At 62.4% G+C, this 18513-nt stretch carries 20 protein-coding genes; 9 read left to right on the top strand and 11 right to left on the bottom strand.

Going from position 1 to position 18513, the window contains the following annotated elements; all coding sequences use genetic code 11:
* The first annotated feature begins 7 nt into the window (after nucleotides 1-7).
* From xerD to thrC, 5 genes are all read left to right on the top strand, one after another.
* Nucleotides 8-904, top strand: a complete 897-nt coding sequence (gene xerD, locus KXR72_RS10035) for a site-specific tyrosine recombinase XerD (protein WP_437420964.1) — start codon at nucleotides 8-10, stop codon at nucleotides 902-904.
* Nucleotides 905-1005: 101 nt separating this feature from the next.
* Nucleotides 1006-1731, top strand: coding sequence for a thioredoxin fold domain-containing protein (locus KXR72_RS10030; RefSeq protein WP_437420963.1), 726 nt, complete (start codon nucleotides 1006-1008; stop codon nucleotides 1729-1731).
* Nucleotides 1732-1824: 93 nt separating this feature from the next.
* Nucleotides 1825-2310, top strand: a complete 486-nt coding sequence (locus tag KXR72_RS10025; RefSeq protein ID WP_437420962.1) for a GFA family protein — start codon at nucleotides 1825-1827, stop codon at nucleotides 2308-2310.
* 123 nt (nucleotides 2311-2433) lie between these two features.
* Nucleotides 2434-3738, top strand: a complete 1305-nt coding sequence (locus KXR72_RS10020) for a homoserine dehydrogenase (protein WP_437420961.1) — start codon at nucleotides 2434-2436, stop codon at nucleotides 3736-3738.
* Nucleotides 3739-3818: 80 nt separating this feature from the next.
* On the top strand, nucleotides 3819-5228 hold the full coding sequence (thrC, locus tag KXR72_RS10015; protein ID WP_437420960.1) for a threonine synthase: 1410 nt from the start codon (nucleotides 3819-3821) through the stop codon (nucleotides 5226-5228).
* Nucleotides 5229-5291: 63 nt separating this feature from the next.
* On the opposite strand, the gene rnt is transcribed toward thrC, so the two are convergent.
* A complete protein-coding gene (rnt, locus tag KXR72_RS10010; protein WP_437420959.1) occupies nucleotides 5292-5966 on the bottom strand; it encodes a ribonuclease T in 675 nt (224 codons plus the stop codon).
* Entirely contained in the window at nucleotides 5963-7006 is a 1044-nt protein-coding gene (gene pyrC, locus KXR72_RS10005) for a dihydroorotase (protein ID WP_437420958.1), read from the bottom strand. The genes rnt and pyrC overlap by 4 nt, the downstream gene beginning before the upstream one ends.
* Nucleotides 7007-7192: 186 nt before the next feature.
* Between pyrC and KXR72_RS10000 the strand changes: the two genes are divergently transcribed.
* The 3 genes from KXR72_RS10000 to gloA all read left to right on the top strand — a co-directional run bounded on the left by KXR72_RS10000 (nucleotide 7193) and on the right by gloA (nucleotide 9888).
* Entirely contained in the window at nucleotides 7193-8086 is an 894-nt protein-coding gene (locus KXR72_RS10000; RefSeq protein WP_437420957.1) for a flagellar protein MotY, read from the top strand.
* A gap of 83 nt (nucleotides 8087-8169) precedes the next feature.
* Complete coding sequence (locus KXR72_RS09995; RefSeq protein ID WP_437420956.1) at nucleotides 8170-9387, top strand: argininosuccinate synthase; 1218 nt, start codon at nucleotides 8170-8172, stop codon at nucleotides 9385-9387.
* 108 nt (nucleotides 9388-9495) lie between these two features.
* Nucleotides 9496-9888, top strand: coding sequence for a lactoylglutathione lyase (gene gloA, locus KXR72_RS09990; protein ID WP_437420955.1), 393 nt, complete (start codon nucleotides 9496-9498; stop codon nucleotides 9886-9888).
* 63 nt (nucleotides 9889-9951) lie between these two features.
* Here the strand turns inward: gloA and KXR72_RS09985 are convergent, their stop codons facing one another.
* The 8 genes from KXR72_RS09985 to rsxA form a co-directional block, all read right to left on the bottom strand.
* A complete protein-coding gene (locus KXR72_RS09985) occupies nucleotides 9952-10131 on the bottom strand; it encodes a PA3496 family putative envelope integrity protein (RefSeq protein ID WP_437420954.1) in 180 nt (59 codons plus the stop codon).
* A gap of 110 nt (nucleotides 10132-10241) precedes the next feature.
* Nucleotides 10242-10880, bottom strand: a complete 639-nt coding sequence (gene nth / locus KXR72_RS09980) for an endonuclease III (protein WP_437420953.1) — start codon at nucleotides 10878-10880, stop codon at nucleotides 10242-10244.
* Nucleotides 10881-10932: 52 nt separating this feature from the next.
* On the bottom strand, nucleotides 10933-11646 hold the full coding sequence (locus tag KXR72_RS09975) for an electron transport complex subunit E (RefSeq protein WP_437420952.1): 714 nt from the start codon (nucleotides 11644-11646) through the stop codon (nucleotides 10933-10935).
* Nucleotides 11643-12410, bottom strand: a complete 768-nt coding sequence (rsxG, locus tag KXR72_RS09970; protein WP_437420951.1) for an electron transport complex subunit RsxG — start codon at nucleotides 12408-12410, stop codon at nucleotides 11643-11645. The genes KXR72_RS09975 and rsxG overlap by 4 nt, the downstream gene beginning before the upstream one ends.
* Nucleotide 12411: 1 nt before the next feature.
* The gene (locus tag KXR72_RS09965) at nucleotides 12412-13440 is read right to left on the bottom strand and encodes an RnfABCDGE type electron transport complex subunit D (RefSeq protein ID WP_437420950.1); all 1029 of its coding nucleotides are present in this window, start codon (nucleotides 13438-13440) and stop codon (nucleotides 12412-12414) included.
* A gap of 76 nt (nucleotides 13441-13516) precedes the next feature.
* Nucleotides 13517-15793 carry an electron transport complex subunit RsxC gene (gene rsxC, locus KXR72_RS09960; RefSeq protein ID WP_437420949.1) on the bottom strand — a complete coding sequence of 759 codons (2277 nt, stop codon included), beginning with the start codon at nucleotides 15791-15793 and terminating at the stop codon, nucleotides 13517-13519.
* The gene (gene rsxB / locus KXR72_RS09955) at nucleotides 15790-16365 is read right to left on the bottom strand and encodes an electron transport complex subunit RsxB (RefSeq protein WP_437420948.1); all 576 of its coding nucleotides are present in this window, start codon (nucleotides 16363-16365) and stop codon (nucleotides 15790-15792) included. Before rsxB ends, rsxC begins: the two co-directional genes overlap by 4 nt.
* Nucleotides 16362-16946, bottom strand: coding sequence for an electron transport complex subunit RsxA (gene rsxA / locus KXR72_RS09950; protein ID WP_437420947.1), 585 nt, complete (start codon nucleotides 16944-16946; stop codon nucleotides 16362-16364). Before rsxA ends, rsxB begins: the two co-directional genes overlap by 4 nt.
* A gap of 208 nt (nucleotides 16947-17154) precedes the next feature.
* On the opposite strand from rsxA, the gene KXR72_RS09945 reads away from it, so the two are divergent.
* Nucleotides 17155-17571 carry a hypothetical protein gene (locus tag KXR72_RS09945; RefSeq protein WP_437420946.1) on the top strand — a complete coding sequence of 139 codons (417 nt, stop codon included), beginning with the start codon at nucleotides 17155-17157 and terminating at the stop codon, nucleotides 17569-17571.
* 19 nt (nucleotides 17572-17590) lie between these two features.
* Here KXR72_RS09945 and KXR72_RS09940 read toward each other — a convergent pair whose 3' ends face one another.
* Nucleotides 17591-18412 carry an enoyl-CoA hydratase gene (locus tag KXR72_RS09940; protein ID WP_437420945.1) on the bottom strand — a complete coding sequence of 274 codons (822 nt, stop codon included), beginning with the start codon at nucleotides 18410-18412 and terminating at the stop codon, nucleotides 17591-17593.
* Between the last annotated feature and the right edge of the window lie 101 nt (nucleotides 18413-18513).

Genomic DNA, 18513 nt, shown 5'->3' with positions numbered 1-18513 from the left:
AATGCACATGCCTACTCGAGATGACCCGCTGATCGACCGTTTCCTGGACGCCCTATGGTTAGAAAAGGGCCTGTCGGGCAATACGCGTCAGGCTTATCGCAGCGATCTAGCCTTGTTCAATGGCTGGCTCGAGGAACGGGGCGTGGGACTGGCTGATGCAGGACGCGACGTCATTCTCGATCATCTTGCTTGGCGCCTGCACCACGCCTACAAGGCCCGCTCGACGGCGCGGTTACTGTCCGGCTTGCGCGGTTTCTATCGCTTCCTGCTGCGCGAGGGCGTGATCGCAACCGATCCAACTCTTCAGGTCGAGCTGCCGCGACTTGGGCTTCCGCTTCCAAAGGCCTTGTCTGAGGCAGATGTCGAGGCGCTATTGGCTGCACCGGAGCTCCGCGACCCGCTGGGGCTTCGGGATCGCGCCATGCTGGAGGTTCTGTATGCCTGCGGCTTGCGCATCACCGAGCTAATCAGCCTGACGCTGGAGCAGGTCAACCTGCGTCAAGGGGTGCTGCGCACGGTCGGCAAGGGCAGCAAGGAGCGCTTGGTGCCATTGGGCGAGGAGGCGAACCATTGGCTGGAGCGTTACCTGCGCGATGCAAGGCGCGAATTGCTGGGGGCGAAGGTTGGCGACGTGGTGTTTCTCAGCCAGCGCGGCGACCAAATGACTCGGCAGGCGTTCTGGTATCGCATCAAGCTGCATGCGAAAGCGGCAGGCATCAACGCTTCGATTTCACCGCATAACCTGCGGCATGCATTCGCCACGCACCTGCTCAACCACGGCGCCGACCTTCGTACTGTGCAGATGCTGCTAGGTCATAGCGACCTGTCGACAACGCAGATTTACACCCATGTCGCGCGTGCACGCCTGCAAGCCCTACATGCGCAACATCACCCGCGCGGCTAGGTGTCGTCCGGATCTTATACGCCGCGGGTGCGCTGCGTCTGATCGAGGCCCCTGTGGTAGGCTGCATCCTTTCCGCTTGATCGATGTCGCCAGGAGATCCCATGCGCGTGACTCGTCTTTTTGCCGCCCTGAGCTTCGGGCTGGCCAGTTCCATAGTGCTCGCCGCTGATGCGGAACAGGCGATTCGTGACTCGCTGAACGCTATTCAGCCCGGCATGCCTGTCGAGGCGATCGCTGAAAGCCCGATGCCCGGCGTTTATCAGGTTCAGCTCAAAGGAGGCCGTCAGCTGTACGCCAGTGCTGATGGTCAGTTTCTGATTCAAGGCTACATGTATCAATTCAAGGACGGTCAGGCGACCAATCTGACCGAGCAGGCGCAGAGCCGGTCGGTCGCGAAAGCCATCGATGCCGTACCGACAAGCGAGATGGTGGTGTTTGCCCCCGAACACCCGAAGACGCATGTCACGGTATTTACCGATACCGATTGCGGCTACTGCCAGAAGCTGCACAGCGAAGTGGCGGAGCTAAACCGGTTGGGCGTAGAGGTGCGTTACATGGCGTTCCCACGCCAGGGCATGGGCAGCCATGGCGCCAACACGCTGACTAGCGTCTGGTGCGCGAAGGATCGCCAGGCAGCTATGAACAAGGCCAAGGCGCGCGAGGAGGTGCCGGCCGCGTCCTGCAACAGCCCGGTGGCCGAGCAGTATGAGCTGGGCCAGCTGATCGGCGTTCAAGGCACGCCAGCCATTATCCTGGCCGATGGCCAGATGATCCCCGGCTACCAGCCCGCACCGCAGTTGGCGGAGTTAGCGCTCAAGGCGAAGTGATTCCGCCTGACCATCGATAGTGACGCCTCCGTCCCGGCGGGAACTGTCGCGTTCGCTGTGTTCAAAGCAGTGAACTAGACAGCGGAGGCGATCATGAAGCTCGAAGGATCCTGTCATTGCAAGGCCGTGCGTTTTTCCCTCGAATCGGCCGAGCCCTATCCATTCATGCGCTGCTACTGCTCGATCTGTCGCAAAACGGCCGGCGGTGGTGGGTATGCGATCAACCTGGGCGGTGATGCGCGCACCCTGCAGGTCGAGGGTCGCGACCAGCTCGGTATCTACCGGGCCAAGATCACCGACGACGCGGGCAAGATGCAGCTCAGCGACGGCCAGCGCCACTTCTGCAAACAGTGCGGCAGCGCGCTCTGGCTATGGGATCCAAACTGGCCTGAACTGGTCCATCCCCATGCATCTGCAATCGATACCGATCTGCCGGAGCCGCCTGAATCTACCCACCTCATGCTCGGTTCCAAGGCGTCTTGGGTAACGCCTCAGGTCGGGCCAGATGATCGTTGCTTCGACGGTTATCCGGATGAATCGCTTGCGCAGTGGCATCAGCGGCTCGGGTTGCGGCAATAGGCGATCTGAGGAGATGGTCAGCGCGCTCCTGACTGGATTTGACTAAATCCCATGCGCTTCGTAATGTGCGACTCTTTTGTTCGGCCGCTGTGTCCGGTCGTTCGCTGGAAGAGGGAGTGCAGCTTGAAACCGGTGAAAGTTGGCATCTGTGGGTTGGGAACCGTCGGTGGCGGCACTTTCAACGTGCTCAAGCGCAACGCTGCAGAAATTGCCCGCCGCGCTGGTCGTGGGATCGAGGTCGCGCAGATTGCCGCTCGCAGCATCAACCCCAAGTGCGACACCGGTGATATCCCCATTACTGCTGACGTTCTCGACGTTGCCCGCAACCCCGAGATCGATATCGTCGTCGAGCTGATCGGGGGCTACACGCTGGCTCGCGACCTGGTGCTTCAGGCCATCGACAACGGTAAGCACGTCGTGACGGCGAACAAGGCGCTCATCGCTGTGCATGGCAACGAGATTTTCGCCAAAGCGCGTGAAAAAGGTGTGATCGTTGCGTTCGAAGCCTCGGTCGCCGGCGGCATTCCGGTCATCAAGGCCATCCGCGAGGGGCTGGCGGGCAACCAAATCAACTGGCTGGCTGGCATCATCAACGGCACCGGTAATTTCATTCTCACCGAAATGCGTGAGAAGGGCCGCACCTTCGAGGACGTCCTGGCGGAAGCCCAGGCGCTGGGCTACGCCGAGGCCGATCCGACCTTCGACGTAGAGGGCATCGATGCCGCGCACAAACTCACCATCCTCGCGTCCATCGCCTTCGGCATCCCGCTGCAGTTCGACAAGGCCTATACCGAAGGCATTTCACGCCTGACCACTGCGGACGTCAACTATGCCGAGGCGCTGGGCTACCGCATCAAACATTTGGGTGTTGCGCGCAGCACCGACGCCGGGATCGAGTTGCGCGTTCATCCGACGCTCATTCCCGCTGACCGTCTCATCGCCAACGTCAACGGCGTAATGAACGCCGTCATGGTCAATGGCGACGCCGTTGGCTCCACCCTTTACTACGGTGCTGGCGCCGGCATGGAGCCGACCGCTTCCGCCGTGGTAGCCGACCTGGTGGATGTTGCCCGCGCACTGACTACTGACCCGAACAACCGAGTACCGCACCTGGCGTTCCAGCCCGATTCGCTCTCCGCCCATCCGATCTTGCCGATCGGCGCCTGCGAAAGCGCCTATTACCTTCGCATCCAGGCCAAGGATCACCCCGGCGTGCTGGCGCAGGTCGCGACCATCCTGTCGGAGCGCGGCATCAATATCGAGTCGATCATGCAGAAGGAAGTCGAAGAGCACGACGGCCTGGTGCCGGTCATTCTCGTGACTCATCGGGTGGTCGAGCAGCGCATCGACGACGCCATCGCCGCGCTCGAATCGCTTGAGGATGTGGTCGGTAAGGTCGTCCGTATTCGCGTCGAACAACTCGCTTGAGGCTGGCGCTCGATGGCTGAACGACATGCTCGTTTGGCCTTCGGCGTTCGGTACTTCTATCGGCTTTTGAGGCTCTTTCCATGCGCTACATCAGTACCCGCGGCCAGGCACCGGCCCTGAATTTCGAAGACGTGCTATTGGCCGGTCTGGCCAGTGACGGCGGCCTCTATGTGCCGGAGAATCTGCCGCGGTTCACCGTCGAGGAAATCGCTTCCTGGGCCGGGCTGCCGTACCACGAGCTGGCCTTCCGCGTCATGCGCCCCTTCGTCGCCGGAAGCATCGCGGATGCCGACTTCAAGCGAATCCTCGAGGAGACCTACGGGGTCTTCGCCCATAGCGCTGTCGCGCCGCTACGTCAGCTCGACAGCAACGAATGGGTACTCGAGCTATTCCATGGCCCGACCCTTGCGTTCAAGGACTTCGCGCTGCAGTTGCTTGGGCGGCTGCTCGATCATGTCTTGGTCAAGCGCGGCGAGCGGGTAGTCATCATCGGCGCGACCTCCGGTGATACCGGCTCCGCGGCCATCGAGGGCTGCCGGCGCTGCGAGAACGTCGACATCTTCATCCTGCACCCGCATAACCGCGTTTCCGAGGTGCAGCGTCGCCAGATGACCACCATCCTGGGTGACAACATTCACAACATCGCCATCGAAGGCAACTTCGACGATTGCCAGGAGATGGTGAAGGACAGCTTCGCCGATCAGGGCTTCCTGAAGGGCACACGTCTGGTGGCGGTGAACTCGATCAACTGGGCGCGGATCATGGCTCAGATCGTCTACTACTTCCATGCTGCGCTGCAGCTGGGCGGGCCGTCGCGCTCGGTGGCGTTCTCCGTACCCACCGGCAACTTCGGCGATATTTTCGCTGGTTACCTGGCGCGAAACATGGGCTTGCCGATCAGCCAGCTCGTTGTGGCGACCAACCGCAATGACATCCTGCACCGCTTCATGAGTGGCAATCGTTACGACAAGGACACACTGCACGCGTCGCTGTCGCCCTCGATGGACATCATGGTGTCGTCCAACTTCGAGCGTCTGCTATTCGATCTGCATGGCCGCAACGGCGCCGCCGTGGCCGAGCTGATGAGTGCGTTCAAGGCCAGTGGCAAGCTGTCGGTCGAAGAGGAGCGGTGGACCGAGGCGCGCAAACTATTCGACTCCCTGGCGGTGGACGATGCACAAACCTGTCGGACCATCGCCGAGGTGTTCAAGTCCACCGGCGAGCTGCTGGACCCGCACACAGCCATCGGCGTTCATGCTGCCCGCGAGTGCCGTCGAAGCCTGTCCACGCCGATGGTCACGCTGGCTACGGCGCATCCGGTAAAGTTTCCAGACGCGGTCGAGAAGGCTGGCGTCGGCAAGGCGCTGGAACTGCCGGCACATTTGTCCGACCTGTTCGAGCGCCCAGAGCGTTGCACGGTATTGAAGAACGACCTGAAGGCCATGCAGGTGTTCGTCGGCGAGCACGGCAATCGCGGCAAGCCGCTGTAAGCGAACGGTAGACATGAAAAAGGCCAGTCATCTGACTGGCCTTTTCATTTACGGGCGACACCACTACTCGTCGAATTCTTCCCAGCCACCCATTTCCTTCCAGCGGTTGACGATTCCGCAGAAGAGTTCGGCAGTCTTCTCTGTGTCGTATCGGGCTGAGTGGGCTTCGCGTCCGTCGAAATCGATACCGGCAGCCTGGCAGGCTTTCGCAAGCACGGTCTGGCCATAGGCGAGGCCGGCCAACGTTGCGGTGTCGAAGCTCGAAAACGGGTGGAAGGGGTTGCGCTTGATGTCACAGCGGGCGATGGCCGCGTTGAGGAAGCCGAGATCGAAGCTGCTGTTATGCCCGACAAGGATGGCACGCTTGCAGCCGGCTGATTTCACCGCCTTGCGCACGCTACGAATGATCTCATTCATCGCTTGCGATTCGGGGACGGCCATGCGCAGTGGGTGATCCAGCTTGATGCCGGTGAACTCCAGTGCGGCCGGTTCGATGTTGGCGCCAGCGAAGGGCTCGACGCGAAAGAACAGCGTGTCCTGCGGATAGAGCAGGCCTTGCTCGTCCATGCCGATGGTGACTGCGGCGATTTCCAGGAGCGCGTCCGTCGCGCAGTTGAAGCCGCCGCACTCAACGTCGACCACGACGGGCAGAAAGCCTCGAAAGCGATTCGCCATTGGCGAGCGAGGTTTGCCGGAGGCGGTGGGCTCCAGATCGTCGTCGAACTGATCGTCACTCATTGGCTTTGCTCCAGCCGCCACTGCAGGGTTTCGCCGGCACGCAGCGGGACTAGGTCATGGTCACCGAAGGGCAGGCTGGCTGGCACGCTCCAGGGTTCACGTACCAGAGTGATGGTGTCGGTGTTGTGTGGCAGGCCATAGAAGTCTGGCCCGTAGTGACTGGCAAAGGCCTCGAGGCGATTCAGGGCACCACGTTGCTCAAAGGCTTCGGCGTAGAGTTCGATGGCAGCGAAGGCGGTGTAACAACCGGCGCAGCCGCAGGCGTTTTCCTTGGCATGCTTGGCATGGGGTGCCGAATCGGTACCGAGGAAAAACTTCGGGCTACCACTGGTGGCAGCGTCCAGCAGCGCCTCTTGGTGGGTGTTGCGCTTGAGGATCGGCAGGCAGAAAAAATGCGGGCGGATTCCGCCCACTAGCATGTGGTTGCGGTTGTACAGCAAATGGTGCGCGGTGATGGTCGCGGCAACGTTGCTCGCAGCAGCCTGAACGAACTGGACGGCGTCACGCGTGGTGATATGTTCGAACACCACTTTCAACGTCGGGAAGCGTTCGGTGACGCGGCTCAGCTGTTCGTCGATGAAGCACTTCTCGCGGTCGAAAATGTCAATCTCCGAGCGCGTCACTTCGCCATGTACCAACAACGGCAGGCCAACCTCGGCCATGACCTCGAGTACTGCAAAAATGTTGTCGATGCGCGTCACCCCGGAGGCCGAGTTGGTCGTTGCGCCGGCCGGGTAAAGTTTGGCCGCGAACACATGGCCGCTCGCCTTGGCCTCGCGGATATCGTCGGGTTGGGTCGTATCGGTGAGGTAGAGCACCATGAGCGGCTCGAACCGGCTGCTGGTTGGCCGCGCGGCCAGGATGCGCTGACGATAGCCCTGTGCTTCGGTGGCATTGCGAACCGGCGGGACCAGGTTCGGCATGATGATGGCGCGCGCAAATTGGCGTGCGGCGTCGGCGACGGTGTGCGGCAGCGCTGCGCCGTCGCGCAGGTGGATGTGCCAATCATCGGGGCGCAGGAGGGTCAGGCGGTCGGACATGCGGGATTCCAGGGCGTTGAAACGTGCGGGAATGCTACCGGAATCGCAAAAAAAAATCGCCGCGGCGGGGGCTTGGCCCATGGCATGGGGCGGTCGGCGTGCTCTATCGCGGTGCTCGCTAGGTTCAAGTTTCCGCGGCCGGCACCGATACCTCCCTTGAACGTTTTGTCCACCGTGGAGCCTCTCGTGCGCCTGCGCCCTCTTTTTTTGGCTTGCCTGCTGGCCCCATCGGCCAATGCCATCACCTTCCAGACTCGTCTGGAGCATGTGCAGTGGCAGGTCGAGGGTGATCAATTCGAGTGCCGGCTAAGCCAAGCCATTGCCGGTTTCGGCAAAGGCGAGTTCGTGCGCCGCGCGGGTGAACAGCCAACCTTTCGCCTGCAATCGACCGATCGCTGGTTCGGCACCGGATCGGCGACGCTGCTAGCGGCGGCTGCGCCCTGGCAACCCGGGCGCAGCGATTTGAATCTCGGTGTGGTTTCGGTGGCTGGCGGGGACATTCCGTTCAACAGCTCGCAGCTGCAGGCCGGGCGCTTGCTGACGGGCCTGCTCGACGGGCGCAGCCCGGTCATTCGCCATCACACCTTGCAGGGTGCTGATGCGCTCGAGGTGCGCCTGCTGCCGGCCCGTTTCAGCAAAGCCTACGAAGAATTCCGCACCTGCACGGCGAAGCTTTTGCCGGTCAACTTCGACCAGATTCGCCAGTCGCAGATTGGTTTTCCGGCCGGTGATATCGAGCTGGATGCGCTGGGCCAGGCTAAGCTCGACATCATTCTGGCGTTCCTCAAGGCAGATCCGAGCGTCAACGTCATCCAGCTCGATGGCCATTCGGACAACAGCGGCAACCGCTTGACCAACCGTGACCTTTCGCGGCGGCGCGCATTGGCCGTCGAGGCGTACCTGATCGCCCAAGGGGTGCCGAAGGAGCAGATCACCGTGCGCTTCCACGGCGAGCGTTATCCGATTGTGCCGAACAGCAGCGAGGCCAATCGCGCCAAAAACCGACGTGTCACCCTGCGCCTCGAGCGAGGCCCGGCGGCCGTGTCGGCCGCAGCCGGGGCCGCTACGCCGGCAACCTGAGCCCGGCGGGCCCGTGCCCCTGTAAAAGGGGCGTCGCGACCAGTAGAATTGCCGCTTTCCTTCAATCCCGGGAGTGGATGGCAATGGCCGACGTAAAGAAGGTAGTCCTGGCGTATTCCGGTGGCCTGGACACCTCCGTGATCCTCAAGTGGCTGCAAGACACCTATAATTGCGAAGTAGTGACCTTCACCGCTGACCTCGGCCAGGGCGAGGAAGTCGAGCCAGCCCGTGCCAAGGCGCAGGCCATGGGCGTCAAGGAAATCTACATCGACGATCTGCGCGAGGAGTTCGTTCGCGATTTCGTCTTCCCGATGTTTCGCGCCAACACCATCTACGAAGGCGAGTACCTGCTGGGTACGTCCATCGCCCGCCCGCTGATTGCCAAACGCCTGATCGAGATTGCCAACGAGACCGGCGCCGATGCCATCTCCCATGGCGCCACGGGCAAAGGTAACGACCAGGTGCGCTTCGAGCTGGGCGCTTATGCACTCAAGCCGGGCGTCAAGGTCATCGCACCCTGGCGCGAGTGGGACCTGCTCTCGCGCGAGAAGCTGATGGACTACGCGGAGAAGCACGCCATCCCAATCGAGCGTCATGGCAAGAAGAAGTCCCCTTACTCCATGGACGCCAACCTGTTGCACATCTCCTATGAAGGTGGCGTGCTGGAAGACACCTGGACCGAGCACGAAGAAGACATGTGGCGCTGGACCAAGTCGCCGGAAGCCGCACCGGATACCCCGACCTACATCGAGCTGACGTACCGCAAGGGCGACATCGTCGCCATCGACGGCAAGGACATGTCGCCAGCCCAGCTGCTGGCCTACCTGAACAAGGTCGGTGGCGAGAACGGCATCGGTCGCCTGGACATCGTCGAGAACCGCTATGTCGGCATGAAGTCGCGCGGCTGCTACGAAACCCCTGGCGGCACCATCATGCTCAAGGGACATCGCGCCATCGAGTCGATCACGCTGGACCGTGAAGTGGCCCATCTGAAAGACGAGCTGATGCCCAAGTACGCCAGCCTGATCTATAACGGCTACTGGTGGAGCCCGGAGCGCAGCATGCTGCAGCAGATGATCGATGCGTCCCAGGTCAACGTGAACGGTGTGGTGCGCCTGAAGCTCTACAAGGGCAATGTCATCGTTGCGGGCCGCAAATCCGATGATTCGCTGTTCGATGCCAACATCGCCACCTTCGAGGACGACGCCGGTGCCTACGACCAGGCAGATGCCGGTGGCTTCATCAAGCTCAACGCATTGCGCATGCGCATCGCCGCGAACAAGGGCCGGACGCAGTTCTGAGCCGAAGCGCGAGCTTTAGGGCTCGCGGCTTCAGGACTGGCGCCGTGCCGGTCCATCCAGGCCCCGGTCACAAGCCGGGGTTTGTCTTTAGCCAAGAGGAGACCACCGATGAGGCTGCTGCATACCATGCTGCGGGTAGGCGACATGGATCGATCCATCGCCTTTTACACCGAGGTGCTGGGCATGACCCTGTTGCGTCGCAAGGATTACCCCGAAGGCAAATTCACCCTCGCCTTTGTTGGCTATGGCGACGAGGCGCATAACAGTGTGCTCGAACTGACCCACAACTGGGGCGTGGACGCCTACGACCTGGGCAACGGCTACGGCCATATCGCATTGGAAGTCGAGGACGTCTACAAGGCCTGCGAGGACATTCGTTCGCGCGGCGGCAAGATCACCCGTGAGCCGGGCCCGATGAAGCATGGCAGCAGCATCCTAGCGTTCATCGAGGATCCGGATGGCTACAAGGTTGAGTTGTTGTCACCGTCACGCAACGACTGACTCGCCAGAAGAAAAAAGCCCCGGATCAACCGGGGCTTTTCGTATCGGTACCTGACGGCAGAATCAGATATCGAAGTCGAAATCGTTGAGCTGCTTCTGTAGCCTGCGCTCTTCGAGCAGGTTGTCGATGATGCGACGTTTGGTCAGGTTAGTCTTGGCGACTTCCACGGGAGCCTCTGCAGCATCGTCTTCGTCATCGCTGACGAAGTCATCTTCAATTTGAATATCTTCTTTTTCGGACACTTGTCTGTTCTCCACGGCAAAGGCGCGCTAATGGCGCACCTTATAGCGGCAAAAATTCGGGCCGTAAAAAAGATTTTTTCAATCGTGCGATAGCGATCTCCAGTGGCAAGTCAATCATCGGAGGTCTTGTGCTTGTATTCGCACAGGTCCTCGATCCGGCAGCTTCCACACTGCGGTTTGCGGGCCTTGCAGACGTACCGCCCGTGCAGGATCAGCCAGTGGTGAGCGTCGAGCAGATACTCCTTCGGCACGAACTTGACCAACTTGCGCTCGACGTCCAGCACGTTCTTGCCTGGCGCGATGTTGGTGCGGTTGGCGACCCGAAAGATATGGGTGTCGACAGCCATGGTGAATTGGCGGAACGCCGTATTGAGCACGACATTGGCAGTCTTGCGACCGACGCCGGGCAACGCTTCGAGCGCCTCGCGGTTGTCCGGGACCTGGCTGCCGTGACGCTCGACCAGGATGCGGCAGGTCTCCAGCACGTTCTTCGCCTTGCTGGGGTACAGGCCAATGGTCTTGATGTAGCTGCACAGCCCGTCGTAGCCGAGCGCGTAAATGGCTTCGGGCGTATTGGCGACGGGGTAGAGCTTGGCAGTCGCTTTGTTGACTCCGACGTCAGTCGCCTGGGCGGAGAGGATGACGGCGATCAGCAGTTCGAAGGGCGTGCTGTAGGCCAGCTCCGTCTTGGGCTCAGGGTTGTCTTCGTGAAAGCGGCGGAAGATCTCCCGGCGTTTCTCGGCGTTCATCGACGTTGCTCCAGATGAAGGGCGCGGCGGTGACGTGCGTGGCTGAGCGGCGTCACTCGATCACTCCGGTGACCCGCACACGGCGACTCTGCGCCGGCGCTTCCGGCCGGTTGGCCTTGGCCCGCTCGGCGAGGTGTTCGTCGATGCGGTTTTTCAGGGCGATCAGCAGGCCGAGCACGATAAAAGCGCCCGGCGGCAGGATGGCCAGCAGGAAACCCTTGTAATCGCTGACCAGCGTAACCTGCCAGTCGGCTGCAACCGAACCGAATAGCAACTGCATATTGGCGAACAGCGCGCCGGTGCCAATCAGCTCGCGAGCGCCGCCCAGGATCAGCAGGACGAGGGCGAAGCCCAGGCCCATCATCAAGCCATCGAAGCCGGCAACGAGCGGGTTGTGCTTGGCGGCGAAGCCATCGGCGCGGCCAAGAATCACGCAGTTCGTGGTGATCAGCGGGATGAAGATCCCGAGGATCTGGTAAAGCTCGTAGGTATAGGCCTGCATCAGCAGTTCGATGCAGGTGGTGAGCGCGGCGATGATCATGACGAACGCCGGCAAACGCACGGCGGTATTTACCACGCCCCGAACCAGCGAGACAGCGACATTCGAGCAGAGCAGCACCATGGCCGTCGCCAGCCCTAGGCCAAGGGCATTAACGGCCGAGTTGCTGACGCCGAGCAGCGGGCATAGCCCGAGCAACTGAACCAGCGCTGGGTTGTTCTTCCAGAGGCCGTTGACGCTCAACTCGCGGAAACTTGGGCTGCTCATTGGGTGGCGTCTCCTTCAGCGCGCGGCATACCAGGCAAGCCGTCGCTCCGTGTGGCCGCCTCTCCGGCGTGGCTGTGGGTGGTGACTTCGGCGGGCTGGGCCTCATCCCGAAGCGCTTCATCTGCCGAGATGGGGCGAGTCGGTGCGTGGAGCAGGGCCTGCTTGTTGGCTTCGAAATACTGCAGCGCGCGATGCACGGCGCCGACCACCGCGCGCGGGGTGATGGTGGCGCCGGCGAACTGGTCGAAAGCGCCCCGGTCCTTCTTGACTGCCCAACCCGCTTCGTCCGGATCGTTCAACGAGCGATTCTCGAAGCTGCGAATCCAGCTGCTCTTGGCCAGCTCGATCTTGTCGCCCAGCCCTGGGGTTTCCCGGTGTGAAAGAACACGTACACCCGTGATACGCCCATCGGCGCGAATCCCCACCAGCAACTGGATGGCGCCGCTGTAGCCGTCCGGCGCGATGGCCTGGAGGATCACGGCGCTCGGCTGGCCATCCTTCATAGCGATATAGGCTGGCAGCGGTTGGCGGGTGCCCAGCAGTGGGTCGTGCACATTGATGGTGTGGTCCAGCAGCGGGCTGTCGTAGCTTGCGGGCGGCAATACCTCGTTGAGCGCGCGCAGTTGCGCCGTACGTTCGGACGCCTGGATGCGCTCGGCGGTGAATTGCTGCAGCAAGGTAACGCTGCCGACAGTGACGATGGCGAACAGGCCGAGCACCAGGCTGTTCTTGAACATCGAGCGGCTGATTTCCGGAAGGATCATGTCATTCGCCCAGCTTGAAGCCGCGCTCGGCCTTTCGATGGCCGTAGGTGCGCGGGCGGGTGTAGTAGTCGATGGTCGGTGCGGACAGGTTCATCAGCAGCACGGCGAAGGCCACGCCGTCGGGATAACCGCCCCACGCACGGATGACGTAGACCAGAATGCCGACACTGGCACCGAAGATCAGCCGGCCGCGAGGGCTGGTGGCGCCACTGACCGGATCGGTAACGATGAAGAAGGCGCCGAACATGGTGGCGCCGCTGAGCAGGTGAAAGAGGGGTGAACCATGGCTGTCCGAGCCCGAGCCGTTCCAGAACACCAGGCTCATCAATGCCAGCGCGGCAAGCATGCCGACCGGGGCATGCCAGGTGAATAGGCGCTTATGCAGCAGGAAAAGCCCGCCGGCGAGAAACGCGAGATTGACCACTTCCGAGCCGATGCCACCAAAATGGCCGAACGCCGGGTTGGCCCAGAGCTCATCAATGGTCAGGCTGTTGTTGATCTTGAGCGTGTCGAGCGCCGTGGCCTGCGTCCAGCCATCGGGGAGCGAGGCAATGCCAAGGATATGTTGCAGGCCGGCACCCAGCCCGACAGCGTGCGGAATGGGCCAGGTCGTCATCTCCACCGGGAAGGACACCAGCACCACGACGTAGCCGATCATGGCCGGGTTGAACGGGTTCTGCCCGAGCCCGCCGTAGAGTTGCTTGCCCATCAGGATGGCCGAGGCGGTGGCGATCAGCGTCAGCCACCAGGGCGAATAGGGCGGGAGGGCCAGCGCGAGGAGCACGGCCGTAACCAGTGCGCTGCCATCACGCAGGAAGAAACCGACTGGCCGCTGGCGCAGCTTGAGGACGCCAGCTTCACAGGCCAAGGCGGCTGCGCCGGCCCAGAGCAGGTTGATCAGCGTGCCGGCACCGTAGATCCACGTCAGCGCGACGACGCCCGGTAGCGTAGCGGCCAGCACCAGCAACATGACCCGCTGGGTGCGGTTGCTGCCTGTGGTATGCGGTGAGGTGATGCGGGGCAGGGCCATTGGCTCTCCGTTAGTCCTCGATGGGCGCTTTTAACAATTGCGGCGCCTGCGGTGACAGCGTCAGCGACGCTGCGTCTTACGATTGGGTGTGTTCCTGAAGCTTGCGTTCGGCTTCATCGAGCCGGGCCCGGGCGGATTCCAAGGCATCGATTTCGCATCTAGCGTTGCGCTCGAGCTTTCGCAGGTCGGCGCGGGCAAAAGCAAGCTCGGTCTTCAAGGCGCGGGTCTGCTCGTCCACCGGGCGTTTCTCGGTGCGTACCAATTCGGGGGCGGGTTTTCCAGACTGATCCTCGGCCTCGTGCAAGGCCTGCTCCGCGGCCGAAAGGGCCGCGCGCAACCCGGTCAGCTGAGCTTCGTCGGCGCCTGCTTTCTCCGCTTTCTTTAGCTCGGCGCGCTTCATTGCCAGCTCGATCTTGGCTTTTTTCAGTGCTTCGGTGCCGGGAGTGGCGGCGGGTTTGTCGGCGCCTGGTGCCGCTTCGGTGTAGAGGGCTTCGGTAGCGGCCAGCTGCGCCTGCAGGCGGACCCGTTCAGCATTTTGGTCGGCGTCTGGTGCGTCCAGCTTTTCCAGCTTGCGAAGCTGGGCACGCAGCATGGCGGCCTCGATCTTGGCTTTTTTCTGAGCCTCGTCGCGCGCCGGAGCCGGAGCGGCGGGTTGTGCATCGGCAGCCGTTGCGCGCTCCAACGCGGCTTGCGCCTTGGCGGCCACTTCGCGCAGCGCCGCGACTTGGCTTTCGAGTTCGGGTGTGGCGTGCGCTGCCAGCTGCTTTTCCGCTTTCTTCAGCGCGACCTGAGCCATGCTGGCTTCGATCTTGAACTTCTTCTGCTGCTCCGTTAGCCCCGGATTCGGGGCTGGGCGCGCCGGATCGTCCTGGCTGGGCACAGCGCTGGTTTCGGCCTGTGCGGCCTTGGCGCGTGCGGCCCGCTCAGCGCGTGCTTTGCGGTCGGCTTCCTTCTGCTCTTCAGCACGACGCAGACGCTCCTGGCGCAGTTCGAACCGCTGGCGGGAGTGTTCGGCCTTGTGCTGCTTCTGCTCGAGCGTCCGAATTTCGCCTTTCGCCGCGCGGTAGTACTGGACGAGTGGAATGCTCGACGGGCAGACGTAGGCGCAGGCGCCGCATTCGATACAGTCGAACAAGTTGTAGGCCTTGAGCTGGTCGTGCTCCTGGCCCAAGGCGAAGAAATGCAGTTGCTGGGGCAGCAGATTGGCCGGGCAGGCCTCGGCGCATTCTCCGCAGCGGATGCACGGCAGCGCAGGCGGGGGAGGCGGCAACTCTGCGAGCGTGCAGGCGAGCAGGCAGTTGGTGGTCTTGACCAGCGGCACGTCCAGCGACGGCAGCGTAAAGCCCATCATCGGGCCGCCCATGATCAGGCGGTTGAGTTTCGCGCGGTCCAGGCCAGCGAACGCCAGCAGGTCGGCGACGGGCGTACCGATCAACGCCAGGACGTTCATCGGGCGTGCCAGCGCCTCGCCGGTCAAGGTCGTTACACGCGAGATCAGCGGCTTGCCGAGCAGAACCGCATCATGGATGGCGACGCATGTACCCACGTTTTGGCAGAGGATGCCGATGTCGACGGGTAATCCACCGCTCGGTACTTCCTCGCCAGTAAGGATCTGGATCAGCTGCTTTTCGCCGCCGGAGGGGTATTTGGTCGGCATGACCGTGAGGCCATACGAGCGCTCGCCCAGCGCCTCGCGTACCGCGCCGATAGCCTCGGGCTTGTTGTCCTCGATGCCGATCAGCACCTGTTCCGGCTGGATGAGGTGGACAAGGATGTCGATCCCGACCACCAACTCATGGGCCATTTCGCGCATCAGCAGGTCGTCGGAGGTGATGTATGGTTCGCACTCAGCGCCATTGATGAGCAGTGTGCGGATGGGTTGGTTCGTCGCCCCGCCCAGCTTCACCGCCGTCGGGAAGCCCGCACCGCCGAGCCCGCTGATGCCGGCTTCACGGATCAGGTCGAGCAGCTCGGACGCTGCAAGCTGGCGGTAGTCGGGCGTAGGGTGCGGCTCAGCCCACTCATCCTCGCCATCGCTGTCGATGACGATGGCCTCGTGCAGCATGCCGGACACGTGTGGATATGGCTGCGGACCGATGAAACTGACGATACCGGATGTGGGCGCGTGCACCGCTGCGCTGACGTAACCGCTCGCTTCGGCAATCTTCTGCCCTTTCAGGACGCGGTCGCCCTCGCTCACACAGGGCTCGGCCGTGCTGCCCAGGTGCTGGGCGAGTGGCACGACGAGCCGTGCCGGCAGGGGTAGCCGCTGGATCGGTGACCGATTTGACAGCGCTTTGCGCTCAGGCGGATGAATGCCGCCGTGAATGTCCCAGAGCGTCACTGCGGTCATGCGGCCTGCCCCCGGTCGCTTGCGATCAGGCGCCCCGGCGCCAGCGGATGCTCCCATTTCCAGCCTTGCAGCGGCGTGCCCAGTTCGATCATGTCGATACAGTCGACCGGGCAGGGCTCGACACAAAGATCGCAACCCGTGCACTCGGAGACGATCACCGTATGCATCTGCTTGGCTGCGCCGACGATGGCGTCGACCGGGCAGGCCTGGATGCACTTGGTGCAGCCGATGCATTCGGCTTCGCGAATATAGGCGACGCGGGGCGGCAGTTCGCCCTCTGCCGCATCGAGCGGTTCCGGTTCCACATCGAGTAGATCCGCCAGGGCCTGAATCGTGGCTTCGCCGCCCGGCGGGCACTTGTTGATCTTGTCACCGCCGGCGATGGCTTCGGCGTATGGCTTGCACCCTGGATAGCCGCATTGGCCGCATTGCGTCTGCGGCAGCAATGCGTTGATCTGCTCGGCGATAGGATCGCCCTCGACGCGAAAACGCACCGCTGCAAAACCGAGGATCGCGCCGCACACCAGGCACAGCGCCAGCAGCGCAAGCACAGCGATTAACACCGTGCTCATAGCTTGATCAGCCCGGAAAAGCCCATGAACGCCAGGGACATCAGGCCGGCTGTGATCATGCCGATCGCTGCGCCCTGAAATGAGCGCGGCACGTCTGCGATCGCGATGCGCTCGCGCATGGCTGCGAACAGCACGAGCACCAGGGAAAAGCCGAGCCCGGCGGCGAAGCCATTGACCGTTGCGGTCAGGAAGGTGAACTCACCTTTATTGGCATTCAGCAACGCGACGCCCAGTACGATGCAATTGGTCGTAATCAGGGGCAGGAAAATGCCGAGCACGCGATAGAGCAGCGGGCTGGTCTTGTTCACCACCATTTCGGTGAACTGGACCACCACAGCGATCACGAGGATGAAGCTGATGGTGCGCAGGAATTCGAGATCCAGAGGCTGCAGAACGTAGCGTTGCACCAGGTAGCTGCACATCGCTGCGAGCGTCAGTACGAAGGTGGTGGCGAGTGAGAGGCCTATGGCCGTTTCGATCTTCTTGGAAACGCCCATGAACGGGCACAGCCCGAGAAACTGCACGAGCACGAAATTGTTGACCAGAATGGCGCTAACCATGATCAGGGCAAATTCGGTCATCAAAGGGAATTCCTGTGGCGCTCGGTCCGAGCCCTAGGCTAAAAGCCCGCTATTATCAGGAACCGCTGGCGGCCATACAAGCTGAGGCTGCCGGCGGCGGACATATGTGGAAATGAACCGGCCGTCCCCGACCTGCAAGGGGCGCTCCTGGTTGTGGTCTGATAGTTGGAGGTCTTCGCCCGCTGCGACAGGCCATGGGAGGTGTTCGATGTCCATTCGAATGGTGCTGGCTGTGGTCAGCCTTGGGCTGGCTTTTCAGGTATCCGCCGATTCGCGCGGTGGCGTCTGGGTTTATCAGCCGGACGGCGGCAGCTATCGGGTACAGTCCGGGCCCCGGATTTACGATCCTCGCAGCCCTTATTCCAACTTTCCCCAGTACCGGCAGAATCTACCGCCGCGCATGCAGGGCCAGTTACCCCCGCAGTATTACGATCGCCACCGTGGCAATGCCGGGCGCGATTGGGACCGGGGCCGTTATCAGGGCTGGAAGCAGGAACGGCACGGTCGGTTTGAGCGGCCACCCCGTTGGCACCGACATGATGACCGGCGCCACGACCGCCCCCCGGTGCGGGACTATCGCGCCTTGCAGCAGCGCGGCTATGAAAGCCGTGCCTATCGGCGATAGGTGCTAGCGCAACCGGCGCCTAGCGGTTGCGCCATCGGGGCTCGCGTTTCTCCAGAAAGGCGTTGACGCCTTCGCGGGTGTCTTCGGCTTCGAAAAGGTCGACGAAAGCCTCGCGCTCATCTGCGGCCAGCGCGGCGGGCCCTCGCGTCTTCATCGAGTCGATCAGCGGTTTGATGGCCCGGACGGCGACCGGACTCTGCCGCGCCACGCGTGATGCCATGAGCAAAGCATGCCCGCGCGCCTCGCCTGGCTCCACGACTTGCTCGATTAGCCCGATCCGTAATGCGGTATCCGCCGTCAGCCGCTCGCCGCAGAGAATCATGCGCTTGGCCCAGCCTTCGCCGACCAGCCAGGCCAGGGCTTGGGTCCCGCCGGCACAAGGCAGCAGCCCGACCGAGGCTTCAGGCAAGCCCAGTTGGGCGTGCTGCTCGGCGATGCGAATGTCGCAAGCCAGCGCGCACTCGAGCCCGCCGCCCAATGCGTAGCCATTGATGGCAGCGATCGAAACGCCGCGGAATGCGCGAAGCGACTCGAACGCCTCTCCGAAGCGGCGGGCCATCTCCCGTGCGCGGTTGCGGTCGCCATCGGCGAAGAGCTTGAGGTCGGCCCCGGCGCTGAAGAATCGGTCGCCCTGGCCGGTGATCACTAGCGAATAGACATCGTCGTCGTGGTTCAGGTGTTCAATGAGCAGCTTGAGACCGATCAGCGACTCCCGATCCCATGTGTTTGCAGGTGGTTGGTTGATGGTGATGAGCGCAGTGTGCCCGTGCTTTTCCACGGTGAGTTTATGGGTCAGATCGAAGACGCCGGGTTTGTACGGCTCGACTGCGGTAGTGCTCATGAGGGGCCTCCTGAACAGGCGATGCATGCGGAACACAGGGCATCAGAATCCCCGACGGCGCCGCAGGTTGCACTGCGAGACGCCGGTGTACCGACAAACGG

This window comes from Stutzerimonas chloritidismutans, assembly GCF_051486945.1.
In the GTDB taxonomy this organism is placed as follows: domain Bacteria; phylum Pseudomonadota; class Gammaproteobacteria; order Pseudomonadales; family Pseudomonadaceae; genus Stutzerimonas; species Stutzerimonas chloritidismutans_B.
The sequence above is the reverse complement of the archived record's forward strand: the minus strand, read 5'-3'. Positions and strand labels throughout refer to the sequence as shown.